17 protein-coding genes are annotated in these 13,569 nt (G+C 48.1%); 14 read left to right on the forward strand and 3 right to left on the reverse strand.

Annotated features, from left to right (window positions below; genetic code table 11):
- Positions 1-149: 149 nt before the first annotated feature.
- Positions 150-689 carry a hypothetical protein gene (locus BZG80_RS04475; protein WP_077678823.1) on the reverse strand — a complete coding sequence of 180 codons (540 nt, stop codon included), beginning with the start codon at positions 687-689 and terminating at the stop codon, positions 150-152.
- A 287-nt stretch (positions 690-976) separates the two neighbouring features.
- Here BZG80_RS04475 and aroG point away from each other — a divergent pair, with 287 nt between their 5' ends.
- The gene (gene aroG / locus BZG80_RS04480; protein WP_077678824.1) at positions 977-2,059 is read left to right on the forward strand and encodes a 3-deoxy-7-phosphoheptulonate synthase AroG; all 1,083 of its coding nucleotides are present in this window, start codon (positions 977-979) and stop codon (positions 2,057-2,059) included.
- A 110-nt stretch (positions 2,060-2,169) separates the two neighbouring features.
- Here aroG and BZG80_RS04485 read toward each other — a convergent pair whose 3' ends face one another.
- Positions 2,170-2,601 carry a DUF3069 domain-containing protein gene (locus BZG80_RS04485; RefSeq protein ID WP_025744569.1) on the reverse strand — a complete coding sequence of 144 codons (432 nt, stop codon included), beginning with the start codon at positions 2,599-2,601 and terminating at the stop codon, positions 2,170-2,172.
- Between the two features lie 13 nt (positions 2,602-2,614).
- Positions 2,615-3,070, reverse strand: coding sequence for a bactofilin family protein (locus BZG80_RS04490; protein WP_077661612.1), 456 nt, complete (start codon positions 3,068-3,070; stop codon positions 2,615-2,617).
- Between the two features lie 234 nt (positions 3,071-3,304).
- Here BZG80_RS04490 and BZG80_RS04495 point away from each other — a divergent pair, with 234 nt between their 5' ends.
- From BZG80_RS04495 to BZG80_RS04555, 13 genes are all read left to right on the forward strand, one after another.
- Complete coding sequence (locus BZG80_RS04495; RefSeq protein ID WP_025744571.1) at positions 3,305-3,949, forward strand: YceH family protein; 645 nt, start codon at positions 3,305-3,307, stop codon at positions 3,947-3,949.
- Between the two features lie 6 nt (positions 3,950-3,955).
- Positions 3,956-4,207, forward strand: coding sequence for a GIY-YIG nuclease family protein (locus tag BZG80_RS04500; RefSeq protein WP_037367758.1), 252 nt, complete (start codon positions 3,956-3,958; stop codon positions 4,205-4,207).
- Between the two features lie 137 nt (positions 4,208-4,344).
- The gene (locus tag BZG80_RS04505) at positions 4,345-5,298 is read left to right on the forward strand and encodes a YbgA family protein (RefSeq protein WP_077678825.1); all 954 of its coding nucleotides are present in this window, start codon (positions 4,345-4,347) and stop codon (positions 5,296-5,298) included.
- Complete coding sequence (locus tag BZG80_RS04510) at positions 5,288-6,118, forward strand: MerR family transcriptional regulator (RefSeq protein WP_077678826.1); 831 nt, start codon at positions 5,288-5,290, stop codon at positions 6,116-6,118. The genes BZG80_RS04505 and BZG80_RS04510 overlap by 11 nt, the downstream gene beginning before the upstream one ends.
- Positions 6,109-7,548, forward strand: a complete 1,440-nt coding sequence (gene phrB / locus BZG80_RS04515) for a deoxyribodipyrimidine photo-lyase (RefSeq protein ID WP_077678827.1) — start codon at positions 6,109-6,111, stop codon at positions 7,546-7,548. Before BZG80_RS04510 ends, phrB begins: the two co-directional genes overlap by 10 nt.
- The gene (locus BZG80_RS04520; RefSeq protein WP_077678828.1) at positions 7,548-7,988 is read left to right on the forward strand and encodes a nuclear transport factor 2 family protein; all 441 of its coding nucleotides are present in this window, start codon (positions 7,548-7,550) and stop codon (positions 7,986-7,988) included. The genes phrB and BZG80_RS04520 overlap by 1 nt, the downstream gene beginning before the upstream one ends.
- A complete protein-coding gene (locus tag BZG80_RS04525) occupies positions 7,985-8,710 on the forward strand; it encodes an SDR family NAD(P)-dependent oxidoreductase (RefSeq protein ID WP_077678829.1) in 726 nt (241 codons plus the stop codon). The genes BZG80_RS04520 and BZG80_RS04525 overlap by 4 nt, the downstream gene beginning before the upstream one ends.
- A gap of 3 nt (positions 8,711-8,713) precedes the next feature.
- The gene (locus BZG80_RS04530; RefSeq protein ID WP_077678830.1) at positions 8,714-9,973 is read left to right on the forward strand and encodes an NAD(P)/FAD-dependent oxidoreductase; all 1,260 of its coding nucleotides are present in this window, start codon (positions 8,714-8,716) and stop codon (positions 9,971-9,973) included.
- Positions 9,970-10,716: a DUF1365 domain-containing protein gene (locus BZG80_RS04535; RefSeq protein ID WP_198532308.1), complete on the forward strand. Its 747-nt coding sequence runs from the start codon at positions 9,970-9,972 to the stop codon at positions 10,714-10,716. Before BZG80_RS04530 ends, BZG80_RS04535 begins: the two co-directional genes overlap by 4 nt.
- A 2-nt stretch (positions 10,717-10,718) precedes the next feature.
- Positions 10,719-11,960 (forward strand): SAM-dependent methyltransferase, encoded by a 1,242-nt coding sequence (locus BZG80_RS04540; protein ID WP_025744576.1) that lies wholly within the window; start codon positions 10,719-10,721, stop codon positions 11,958-11,960.
- Between the two features lie 3 nt (positions 11,961-11,963).
- Positions 11,964-12,482 (forward strand): DUF2878 domain-containing protein, encoded by a 519-nt coding sequence (locus BZG80_RS04545; RefSeq protein ID WP_077678831.1) that lies wholly within the window; start codon positions 11,964-11,966, stop codon positions 12,480-12,482.
- A complete protein-coding gene (locus tag BZG80_RS04550) occupies positions 12,479-13,018 on the forward strand; it encodes a hypothetical protein (RefSeq protein WP_025744578.1) in 540 nt (179 codons plus the stop codon). The genes BZG80_RS04545 and BZG80_RS04550 overlap by 4 nt, the downstream gene beginning before the upstream one ends.
- Positions 13,015-13,563 (forward strand): DUF3833 domain-containing protein, encoded by a 549-nt coding sequence (locus BZG80_RS04555; protein ID WP_077460741.1) that lies wholly within the window; start codon positions 13,015-13,017, stop codon positions 13,561-13,563. The genes BZG80_RS04550 and BZG80_RS04555 overlap by 4 nt, the downstream gene beginning before the upstream one ends.
- Positions 13,564-13,569: the final 6 nt, after the last annotated feature.

Here is a 13,569-nt window from a genome sequence, read left to right on the forward strand (position 1 = left end):
AGTGTTACACCACGCACTAAAGACGCCCACTTTTTACAAGAGTGGTACGTCTCTACGTTTAATTTAGCTTAGATTAAAATTTTCACCAGCGAGAGAAGATCACACTGGTATGATCACGCTGTAGAAGAAGAGCAACGAATCACAGGCTATTAATACAGGTATCTGACTGAGAAAATCAAGCGGTTTTGCTCTAAACCATTAGCACGCCAGGTCGCGCCGAGAGATAACGCTTCTGTTGAGTGAAAACGACCACCAATTTCGACAAGGCTGGTGCTATCGTCTTGGTCAAAAATAATCGAACCGACATAAAGATTTGCCTCAAAGGGCGGTGCGATCCAGGCTCGCATACCACCGCCAGCTACCGTGGCAAACTGACCTGTATCATGTACTTTATCTCCCGGACGTTTTAACCACGCTCCTTCAAGTTCGCCGTATAAATCAACAAATTCGTTAATAGGAGCATGAAAACCAACCCCGCCAGAGGTATACCAGTCCCCTTCAAATTGCGTATTCCCTTTGACGACAAAATGCGCCCCTTCGGTAAACGCAAAACGTGCTAAACCACCCAGCCCACTAGGATTGCCTAATGCATTGACTTGAATATGGTTATAGTCAAAGTTGGTCGCCTGGGCGGTTGGAGCCCAAAGGCATATCCCCAAGAGTGCGCTAGTGGTTAGGCGTGTGATCACGTCATTTACTCCTTTTATATTTAATGATCAGTGTAATAGCTTCTGTATGACAAGTGCAATAACGAGGTCGTGTTTGCAGTGGGAATTCTCTTGTCGTGCACCGCAACGGAAATACTGCCTATTTATCCCTGTCAATTTTTTTAAAACATTGATGACTATTTTCTCTGTAAAAAAATATTTGCACACGCAGAGATGTCAGGTTAGCGTAGACGTGTAACCACAAGAACGTAAGCCCATCAGTGGCCGCATTAGCGCGTAAACGATAAAAGCAAACACAGGACAAGCCCATGAGTGTACACCCAACGGATGACGTAAGAATCCAGCAAATAAAAGAACTTCTTCCGCCGATTGCTGTATTGGAAAAGTTCCCCGCAACAGAGGCGGCAGAGCAGACCGTCGTAAACGCCCGTCAGGCGATTCACCGAGTGTTAAACGACGATGATGATCGCTTGGTGRTTGTGGTTGGCCCTTGCTCGATTCACGATCCAGATGCCGCGCGAGACTACGCACGTCAACTTAAGCAATTACGTGAAACCTTAAGTGAGGATCTCGAAGTTGTCATGCGGGTTTATTTTGAAAAACCACGCACTACCGTTGGATGGAAAGGTCTGATTAATGACCCTTATTTGGACAATAGTTTTAAAATCAATGATGGCTTACGCTTAGGGCGCAAACTGCTCCTCGATATCGCCGATACTGGCTTACCTGCAGCGGGTGAGTTTCTCGATATGATTACCCCACAATATATGGCGGATCTGATTAGCTGGGGAGCAATCGGGGCGCGAACGACAGAATCTCAGGTGCATCGTGAGCTAGCGTCAGGCCTGTCTTGTCCGGTGGGGTTTAAAAATGGAACGGATGGCAATATAAAAATTGCCACGGATGCGATTCGCTCTGCCAGTGCCCCTCATCAATTTCTGTCTGTGACCAAGTATGGCCATTCAGCCATTGTGGCGACGGCCGGTAATGAGGACTGCCATTTGATTTTACGCGGGGGCAAAGTGCCAAATTACAGTGCCGGAGACGTAGATCAGATTTGCAGCGCGTTGACGGGCGCGGGACTGCGTCAAAAAGTAATGATAGATTTAAGTCATGCAAACAGCAGCAAACAGTATCAAAAACAAAAAGACGTCTGTGAAGATATCGCGGGCCAAATCGCCGCTGGAAATCAGGCAATTTTCGGTGTGATGATTGAAAGCCACCTGGTCGAAGGTCGACAAGATTTAACGGATGGTCAGTCGCTTACCTATGGTCAAAGCATCACAGACGGCTGCATTGGTTGGGATGATACCGAGAAGGCACTACACCAGTTGGCAGCAGCTGTTCGAGCGCGTCGAGAAAAAGCGGCTCGTCTTAGTGAGTCTGCCTAATTGGTTTGTTCGCCGAGGAAAAATGTTCGTCGATAAAAAAAGCCCCCAGCGTTTGGGGGCTTACTCTTAACGACCAAGGTTAGCGGCTAGCGCTAGCCGTCTCTATCTCTTTATTTTTGAAAAATCGCTTGGAATTCGCGTTTCAAGCCCGGCTTTAAGCGTGCTTGTTTAAGCTGTTTAGCTAAATCTTTGACACAAGAGCTAAGTACATCGTCGAGTACTTGGGCTTTGTAGTTTTCTTTCGCCTCGTCAGACATATCACTTAAGTCGACTTTCTCGAGTTCGCTCAGCGCATCGATACCTGCATAACTTTGGCTAATCGCAACGAGCGCATGAAATTGGTCATAGTTATCGAGAATATTTTGTGCGCTGGCAGGCAGTATTTCCCACGCTTCTTTGACACTTGAACTAGAAGCATCATGGACAGATGCGATCATTGCGTACATGGCCTCAGGCGCTTGCTCATAGCGAATCACGCACTGCAGCTCTGGGGAGAAGCTTTCAAAACTGACTTGTGTTGGGTTTGCATCGGTATCAGACATACACCGATTCTCCTTATGATTTTTTAGATGAGGAAGAGCGTGTTTTATGATCGGTGTGGTGCGCGTCCGGATCCTGTTTGGTCTCAGCACGATTCTGTTCAGGCAGTGGGACAACGGTATCCGTTAACAAGGTAGCTCGGTTTTCGCCGGCGAGTAGGCCGCCTTTTTCAATGGTTAATTGTTCGGTGTTAAGTACGCCTTTCATTTTTCCTTGTGAAAGGATATCGATGGCATCGGCATCACACTGACCTTCGATTAACCCATTGATAGTGATATGTTTAGCGTGAATGGTACCGCGAAAATGGCCAGAAGCAGAAATAACAACAGCATTGGCTTGAGTAATATTTCCCTCTCCAAACCCATCAATTTGAATGTCACCTTCAAGATCGATATCACCCACCACTTTGCAGTTTTTGGCAATGATAGATAACCCATGATTTGGATGAGATTTTGAACTAAACAGGCCCATGTCGTGCTCTCCACATACTTCATTTCGACAAAGTATACCATTAGCCACGCTTTGATGGAGGATGATCGGCGGATAAGCGCGTGATAAAGATGTGATCCCGCTACCAGTATTCGGGGTTGCTGAGTGGCTCGTGTGTTCCCTAAGGCAGTGAACAGCGATTGCTTGCATCACCGTCAATTGATATAAAGCCAATCATTTAGCCGAATAGAGACATCAACTATGTCCATCTCTACTATGTCAATACAGCTTTCCCCATACCAACAGCGTGTTATTGGCTGCTTGCTTGAAAAAGAAGTCACGACGCCAGATCACTATCCGCTGACTTTAAATGCGCTGACCACCGCAGTGAATCAGAAAAGCAATCGCGATCCTGTTTACGATATGTCGGACTCAGACGTGCTGGATGTTATCCATCAGTTGGAAGAAGCAAGGCTTGTCAGCCCGCAAGAGGGGAGCGGAAGTCGTGTGACAAAATACCAGCATCGGTTTTGTAACACGACATTTGGTGACTTGACGTTTAGTGAACAGCAAAAAGCCATTATTTGTGTACTGTTACTGCGTGGCGCGCAAACACCCGGAGAACTAAGAACTCGAACGCAACGTTTGTGCGCCTTTGATGACATGGCGGACGTCGAAGCAACACTGACAAGCATGGTTGAGCAACAGTGGGTGCAAAAATTACCCCGTGAAGCGGGTAAGCGAGAATCACGGTACAGGCATTTGTTTACCGATGCGTCGATTGATTCGTTGATGCATTCAGAGGATGAATCAGAAGCGGTTGGCGCGTCTGATAACGTCTCCCTTTCTCAACGTGTCACGGCACTCGAGCAAGAGGTATCAGAGCTACGTCAACTGTTAGGTACACTGTTGGGGCAGTAATTGAGCATGGACACGCCTTGGTTTGTGTATTTGATTCGAACGCGTCAAGGCCACTTGTATTGCGGTGTTACCACTAACGTTTCTCGTCGTTTCGCACAGCATTCAGCCGGAAAAGGCGCCCGAGCATTGCGAGGTAAAGGTCCACTATTATTGGCGTGGCAGTCAGAGCCCATGGAAAAACGGGCTGCGATGCAACGCGAATGGGAGATTAAACAGTGGCCTAAGGAACGTAAAGAAGCGTTATGCCTTCAGCAATAGCACGTCGCTTTGATTCTCTTAAATTGTACAAATAAAAAAATTTGTACAATTTTGATCTATCCTCTACCTTTACTTGTACAAGATAATATAAATGTACAAGTGCGGCACCCGTCGCACAGTGAGTGTAGAGGTAAGGCATGTCGTTTCCAGTTGGTGTAAGCGCCTGTGTGATCGGTGAAAAAGTCCGCTTTGACAGTGGCCATAAGCGGAGCACATTCGTCACGAAAGAGTTAGGTCCTTATGTGGATTTCGTGCCCGTGTGCCCTGAAGTGGGGATTGGTCTTCCTGTTCCCCGTCCGGCGATTAGGCTGGTCGATAAAGGCGATCTTTCTGTAAAGCTTGTTGAAACCAAGGATCAACAAAAAGACTACACGGATAAAATGATCGCGTTTAGTGAGCGTAAAGCGGAAGAGCTGGAACACAAAGCACTCCGCGGATACATCGTCTGCGCAAAGTCACCAACGTGTGGCATGGAGCGGGTCAAAGTGTATCGCGAAAATGGCTACGCCTCTGATATTTCAGGGGTTGGCTTGTACACGCAAGCACTGATGGCGCAGATGCCTTGGCTACCTATAGAAGAAGATGGTCGCCTTAATGATCCTATCTTAAAAGAGAATTTCGTGTTCCGTTTGTTCGCGCTCGATGATCTCTATAAAAGTGTGGAAGGTGGCGTCACTAAAAAAACTCTAGTTGATTTTCATTCCCGATACAAATTGGTGTTGATGGCACACTCGCCCGAACGTTATCGCGAGTTAGGGCGTTTTATGGCGAGCATTGGGCATTACGATATCGATGCATTCTTTGAACAGTATCGGACCGCTTTTATGCAGGCGATTGCCATTCGCGCTACCCGTAAAAAGCACACCAATGTGCTAATGCATCTACAAGGTTATTTTAAAAATAATCTCGATAAAGGCCAAAAAGCAGAATTGGCGAACCTTATCCACGCCTATCGTCAAGGCACCATGCCATTACTGGCGCCTTTGACCTTAATTTCACATCATTTACATAATCATCCCGACGATTATCTGGCCAATCAAGTCTATCTCAAGCCATACCCCGACGCACTGAGGTTACGTTATGGCTTGTGAGGGATCCCACACACTCACTATTAGTCAGGTCGCAGAGCAAACGGGCGTTAATCCTGTGACCTTACGCGCTTGGCAGCGTCGTTATGGCTTATTGTCACCAGCAAGAACCGCAAAAGGCCACCGTTTATACAGTGACGATGACGTCAGCACGATTGCGAGCATTCTTCAGTGGTTAGACAAAGGTGTGCCAATTAGCAAAGTGAAACCCTTGTTGGTACAAACGTCCGCATCTATCGATGTCCAAGACAACGGTGTCGCTCGAGATTTGATCGATTGTATTCATACGTTCTCGGTAAGGCGCCTTAGCCAAAGTTTGGACCAACTCTTCAAAGAGTATCCCTTTTACTGGTTGGTCGAGCATGTCATGACACCCGTCGATCAATGGCTCAGTCATCACGATGGAGCGGTCAGTATGCTACAGCGTGATCTTTGGCAAACCACGGTGATTGAACAGTGCCGGTCGGTGATCGCCGCGAATGCCAAGAGAAACACGCGAGCAACTTGTTGGTTGGTATCGCTCAACCCAACCAATGAGTATCAACGTTTGTTAATGGCGGTGGCTCTTCACGAAAAAGGTTACAACGTCACTATACTTTCACAGGCACACAGCCAGTTAAGTTTGATTTTAGAGGTCATGCGCGAGCAGCAAATTAAAACACTGGCGGTGATGGCAAACCATCGACTTGATCGTACGCAGCTTAACCAACTACGTCTTTGTCTGTCGCAAAATGAGATTGAGGTGGTGAGCCAGGCATTCATTTACTCCGTACACGGTGACGAGCTCGAGGATTTGAGGGAGAACAAGACGTTATGCATCTAGTTTGGTTTCGGCGCGATTTACGTGTGTTAGACAACTTGGCGTTGAGTGCCGCGAGTGCGTCATCTAGCCCTGTTGTCGGGATTTTTATCGAAACACCACAGCAGTGGGCTGAGCAACAGCTTGCACCCACACAAGCCGGACTTATTCAAGCACGGCTCGAAGCGCTGCGTGAGGAGCTAAAAGCACTCAACATCCCATTAGTGGTTGAACGGGCGAATGATTTTACTGAGGCGGCGCGTACAGTGGCAGAGTATGCCACACAAACAGATGCACAAGCGGTATTCGCCAATCATGAGTACGAGCTCAATGAAGTCAAACGAGATGAACGCGTGCAGGCTGATTTAGCCGCCCGAGGGATTGCTTGGCATACCTATGCCGATCGCAATTTATTTGCTCCTGGAACGATAAAGTCAGGCAAGGGAGAAGCATACAAAGTGTTTACCCCGTTTAAAAAAGCGTGCTTGCGCGCGCTTGATAACTTGGACTTATCGCCCCGTAGAGCGCCGTCTGTGCGAGAAGAAACATCTGTGGTGAGAGACATCTTTTCTCAACTCACCCCGATTGAGTTTGTCTACCCAAGCGTAGATGTCTCTGCGTGGGCGAGTGACGAAAAAGGGATCCTTGATTGTTTGCGCGAATACTGTCGCGAGCGAGCGGCAGATTACAAAAAGCACCGTGACTTTCCTGCGATGGATGGCACCAGTCAGCTTTCCCCTTATCTCGCCATCGGCGCCTTGTCACCACGACAATGCTTAGCCCGACTTCAGGCGGAAAACGGCGATTGGCGTGAGCCTGATACCGGCGCTGCTACCTGGTTGTCTGAGCTTATTTGGCGAGATTTTTATCAAGAAGTCAGCGCGCAGAACCCTGCAATTAGCAAGCGGCAGTGTTTTTTAAGCTGGGGAGAGTCGGTGGTTTGGGAAAACGACTCAACCTTGTTTGAGGCGTGGAAAAACGGAAAAACGGGTTATCCGATTGTCGATGCCGCCATGCAGCAACTGAATCAAACCGGCTGGATGCATAACCGCTTACGAATGATCGTGGCGAGCTTTTTAACCAAAGATTTGCTGATCGACTGGCGCTGGGGCGAAGACTATTTTATGTCCAAACTGATTGATGGCGATTTTGCATCAAACAATGGCGGTTGGCAGTGGTCGGCATCTGTCGGCACCGATGCGCAGCCTTACTTCCGGATTTTTAACCCAACAACACAAGGAGAGCGGTTTGATAGTGATGGCCGTTTTATCCGCCGCTGGATTCCGGCTTTAAAATCGGTGCCTGGCAAGCATGTTCATCAACCTTGGCAATGGGCAGAAAAGTACGCTCAATCAATAGATTATCCACGACCTGTGGTTGATCACGCTAAACAAAGAAAGAAAGCGTTAGCCTTATTTGAAGCGGCTAAAAACCAGCCTCAGGAGTCGTTTTAATGGCACATAATGATACACAAGCCGGAGCGAAGCAGTTTGTGTCTATTTATAAGGCATTAAACAAACGTAACTTAACGTCATTAGAAACTCTTTATCATCCAGAGATCGTGTTTCGTGACCCGGCACATGAGATTGTCGGACTGGCAGCCTTCATTCAGTATTTTACTGTGCTTTATGAGAATGTTACTGACTGTCAATTTGTTATTCATCACACCACGGTCGAAGACGATGACGCATTTGTCACCTGGACCATGACACTCTCGCATCCAAAGTTAGAAAAAGGCAAAGCGCGTCAGGTTCAAGGTTGCTCTCACTTGCGCTTTAGCGAGGGCAAAATTATCCGTCATCGTGACTACTTTGACATGGGTGAAATGCTATATGAAGCATTGCCTGTTCTCGGGCGCTTACTGAAACAGATTAAAACGAGGTTAGGACAATGAAACACGTAGTGATCACAGGCGCGACCTCTGGCATTGGCGAACAGTTGGCTCGAGATTATGCGCGACAAGGCTGGCAAGTCACCGCGTGTGGGCGCAATCAAGACAAACTGTTTGCAATGGCAAATGATCATGCCTCACTCACCCCCTTGGCGTTTGACGCGACCGATAGTGAACAAACCCATCAGGCATTGGGCAACCTCAGTATGGCCCCAGATTTGATCATTTTAAACGCGGGAACCTGCGAATATATCGATCAAGGTCGGATCGATGTGTCGTTGTTTAAGCGCGTGTTTGATATCAATGTCTTTGGTGTGCTCAATTGTATTGAAGCATTACAAGCGGGTTTTAGTGATGCGACCCATCTTGCGATCGTGGGTTCCTCTGCCAGTTACATGCCGCTACCCCGAGCAGAAGCTTATGGCGCCTCCAAAGCGGCGATTAGCTATATCGCCAATACGTTATCCGCCGATCTTGCTCAGCAAGGAGTGACAGTGTCACTTGTTTCTCCTGGTTTCGTGGAAACCCCGCTCACGGACAAAAATGACTTTGCTATGCCAATGCGAGTCAGTGTTAAACAAGCCTCAGCGGCGATCCAGTCTGGATTAGCCAAAGGCAAGACAGAAGTGCATTTCCCACGAAAATTCACGTTTATTCTTAAATTTTTAGCGCTACTGCCTATGTCTTGGCAGATAGCCCTTGCTCGACGTATGACAAGGAACTAAACCATGAAAATTGCCATTATTGGTTCGGGCATTGCCGGGTTAACGTGCGCCCATTACCTTAACAAACAACATGATATTCAGTTATTTGAAGCGAATGACTACCTCGGTGGTCACACGGCGACCGTTGATATTGAGGTCGAAAGTGGTCAATACGCGATTGATACCGGCTTTATCGTCTTTAATGACAGAACTTATCCAAATTATGAGCGCTTGCTCAATGACATCGGGGTTGGACGTCAGCCTTCACAAATGAGTTTTAGTGTGCGCAACGATGCAAACGGCTTAGAATATAACGGCCACAGCTTGTCGTCGTTGTTTGCGCAAAAACGCAATATCGTTAATGTACGTTTTTATCGCTTTCTAGCCGAAATCATGCGCTTTAATCGTCTCGCACGTGACGCGTACGCAGCGAAAGATAGTGCCTCGTCTTCATCATTGAATACCTTAGGGGATTTCCTTAACCAACATGGATTCAGTGATTATTTTTGTCAAAACTATATCTTACCGATGGGTGCGGCCATTTGGTCGTCAACGCTGTCGGATATGCGTGGATTTCCATTAGCCTTTTTCCTACGGTTTTTCCAAAATCATGGTTTGTTAGATGTAACGAATCGACCGCAGTGGWATGTGATACCAGGTGGCTCACGCGAATACGTGAAAAAACTGACACCGGCTTTTGCCGATAAAATTCATCTCAATACGCCGGTAAAACAGGTTCGACGTGATCAAGGCGCGGTCTATGTCACCACGGATAAGGGCGAGCAGGTGTTTGATCAGGTGGTATTCGCGTGTCATAGCGATCAAGCGCTTGCTATGTTAGCCGATCCCAGTGATGCAGAGCGTGACGTTCTCGGCGCCATCCCTTATCAAGATAATGAAGTGGTGCTACATACGGATACCTCTCTGTTACCTAAGCGACAAGGTGCATGGGCGAGCTGGAATTATCATTTGCCCTTGTCAGAAGAAATAGACACGGATCCGGCAGCTTTGACCTACAATATGAATATATTGCAATCAATTCAGTCGCCTGAGACGTTTTGTGTCACGCTCAATCAAACACACAGAATAGAACCCAGCAAGATTTTACGTCGTTTTGTGTATGCACACCCAGTGTTTAATACCGAGAGCGTCGCAGCACAGCAAAAGCGTCATCAGATTAATGGCCAACAGCAAAGCTGGTTCTGTGGCGCGTATTGGTATAACGGTTTTCATGAAGATGGGGTTAAAAGTGCACTTGACGTGGTGGAGGGCATCAATTCGTGACTGAGTCGGTTGTAACTTTGAATAGCGGTTTGTATGTCGGCCAGGTCCGGCATCGGCGCTATACACCGATCAAACATACGTTCACGTATCCTGTTTTTATGCCGTTGATTGACCTAGACGAATTGGCATTACTGTCGTCACAGGTCACGGGGTTCCGGCTGGGTAAATGGGGCTGGGCGGCCTTTGATTATCGAGACTATTTAGATGGGCGAGAAGATACCAAAGCGGCGTGTCTTGACAAGGTATACACACTCACGGGCGAGCGCATAGAAGGAAAAGTTTATGCGCTGTGTCAGCTGCGTTATCTCGGCGTGTATTTTAGTCCGGCGAATTTTTACTACGTCTATGATCACGACAATAACTGGCGCTACGTGCTTGCAGAAGTCAGTAACACCCCTTGGGGCGAACGCCACTATTACGCGGTTCCGGCCGGTACGCGTTGGGAAAATGATAAAGCGTTTCATGTGTCGCCGTTCAATCCAATAGAACAACGCTATCATTGGCGTCTTCGTCCGCCCCGCGAGCGCGTGCACTTGCATCTTGAAGCGCACCGCGAAGCCAAGGAGTTTGACGCGACACTTGGCCTACAACGACGGCCTTTTACCTCAAAAACATTGGGTAAGTTATTGATCCGGACACCGATAGAGACAGTAAAAGTTCTCATTGGTATTTATTGGCAAGCGCTCAAACTTTGGATAAAGGGCGCACCGTTTTATCCGCACCCGGGTGCGAAGAAGGAGTAATTATGTCTGTAACGGACGTACCTCAAAGTCAACGCACATTGACGCGTAAAGAGCATTACGCGAAGCAGTTGGTTTATACGTTAATGGCACACGTCAAAGATGCTTCCATTTCGCTCGTTGATGAGCAGGGTCAGACCTTGCAGTGCGGAGATCCTCAGGCACAATTACATGCATCAGTCTTAGTCCATGATCCACGTTTTTATACTCGGATTTTGACCGGTGGCAGTATTGCAGCCGCCGAAGCTTATATTGAAGGCTGGTGGGAATCGCCCAGTCTAACCGACGTGATTCGGGTCTTTGCTCGTAATTTGCCGGCGATTGATCGGATAGAAAAGCACACGGGTTGGTTGGTGAGCCTCGGTCATAAACTGGCACATTGGCGCAATCGTAACGAGAAAGACACAGCACGCCGCAATATTGCCGCGCATTATGATCTTGGCAACGATCTGTATCGTCACTTTCTCGATGATCAAATGCTGTATTCCAGTGGGATTTATCCGGAAAAGGAAGCCTCACTAGAAGCCGCGCAAATCGAAAAAATGGATCGTCTCTGCCGACAACTGTCGCTAACGCCTGATGATCACCTGATCGAAATTGGCACAGGTTGGGGTGGCATGGCGATCTATGCCGCAAAGCATTACGGCTGTCGCGTTACTACCACCACCATCTCGGAAGAACAGCATGCTTGGGCACAGGCGTGTATTGCACGAGAGGGGTTAGATAATCAGATCACATTGCTTAAAGAGGATTACCGCGATCTGACCGGCGAGTACGACAAACTTGTCTCGATAGAGATGATTGAAGCGGTAGGCAAAGAATACCTAGATACCTTTGTGCGAAAGTGTCAGTCACTACTCAAGCCGAGTGGTTTGATGGCGATTCAAGCGATTACAATAGCGGATCAACGTTATGACCATTACAGTCGCAATGTCGATTTTATTCAAAAGCACATTTTCCCGGGAGGGTTTTTGCCCTCGGTAAACGTCTTACTTGATCACTTCACCGCCCAAACGGACTTTGTGATGCGGGATTTAAAAGACATTGGTTTGGATTACGCGCAAACGCTAGCTGACTGGCATACCCGGTTTAATCAACAAGCAGAGACCTTGCGGGAATACGGATACGACGATCGTTTTGCGCGCCTGTGGCGTTTTTATTTTTGCTATTGCGAAGGCGGCTTTAGAGAGCGAACCATCAGTGCAGTCCAGCTGTTGCTCAGTCGTCCGGCTTGGCGAGAGGCCTAAATAATGCGTTTTGTGTTGATCTCTTTATTGTTCAACGTGTACTGGTTTTCGGCGGCTATCGGGCCGCCGAGTTTACAATGGTTGATGGGAGCGATGTTACTGGTTGCGATCGCCTATGATCGTACCGTGATCGCTGGGATCTTAACCCTTGCCCCATTAGGCATCATTGGTGACAGTGTGATGCTGTATACGCAGTGGTTAGCTGTCGACACCGGCTCACTGATCATGCCTTCTTGGCTTATTTTACTTTGGTTGGGTTTTTGCGCCTTTGCGTGGCTTATGCGTGAACTCGTGCTCGCTCGGCCAATTTGGTTGATCACATGCATTGGCAGTGTGGGGGGAGCAAGCAGTTATCTCGCGGGAGAGCGACTCGGTGCATTATCATTCCCGCAATCCTTTTGGATAACGGGCGTGGTATTACTCGGCGTTTGGGCGATATACAGTGTGTTATTCGTTGCCTTAATGCGTTGGTTACAACACAAAGTAGAGGCGCGAATGGCGGCAACAAGGGGACAACAATGACAGGATGGAAAGTACTTATCGCCAGCCTCATTCTCACCATGGCAACTTCCGTGCAAGCTGAGCAGCCAACGACCGGCGGCTCGATGGCCTGGCAGCAATGGCCCGAAGTGGGGGAAGCGACCTTAACTTGGGGCTGGTGGACGATTTATCAATCGTCATTACGCACGCCATCAGGCGATTACGAACCACCATTACCTCATGCTCTGGTGATCACGTATGCCCGTGATATTAGCGACGAGCGCTTGATGAAAGCCACTAACGACCAATGGGCGCATTTAGGTTATTCGGCTTCACAACGTGAACGCTGGCAAACTGCGCTTAATGATGCGTGGGGCGATATTGCCGAAGACGATCGACTTGCGTTTGTTCGCTACAAGGACAAAGGCGTTTTCCATTATCAATCTCAAGGGCAAGATTGGCGCACCACATTAGTGATCGATGACACAGATCTAGCCGACGCCTTTTTAGCTATCTGGTTATCAGAAAACACAGAGTACCCCGATCATCGGCGCGCATTATTAGGAGAAGCATCATGACAAAGTGGACCCGCAGTTTTAACCGGGCATGCCTTACCCTTGCAAGCGTTATCATGCTTGCTGCTTGTTCGGCGGATATCGATGATTATCAAGATCGTGAGCCGGCGTTCAACATGTTCGAGTATTTTGATGGACATACCAAAGCGTGGGGCATGGTCCAAGACTTTACAGGGGAGCAAACCCGCCGCTTCGAAGTGGATATTGAGGGAACGGTCGACGGTGACACGCTCACATTGGATGAATCGTTTATCTATGCGGACGGAGAAACCCAAACGCGCGTGTGGACGATTACGCGTCATCAAGATGGTACTTATACGGGGACGGCTGGCGATATCGTCGGCGAGGCAAGGGGTGTCGTTGCGGGTAATGCCCTGAATTGGCGCTATGATTTAGTGGTGCCTGTTGGCGAGAGTGAATATCAGTTCCACTTTGATGACTGGATGTTTCGTCAAGATGATGATCATCTCTTTAACGTGACCTCGATGCGAAAATGGGGCATTGAAGTGGGCAAAGTGACGCTGTTTTTCCAACGCGTCGAACAATAAGTGCGT

This window comes from Salinivibrio sp. MA440 (assembly GCF_001996265.1).
Classification (GTDB): domain Bacteria; phylum Pseudomonadota; class Gammaproteobacteria; order Enterobacterales; family Vibrionaceae; genus Salinivibrio; species Salinivibrio costicola.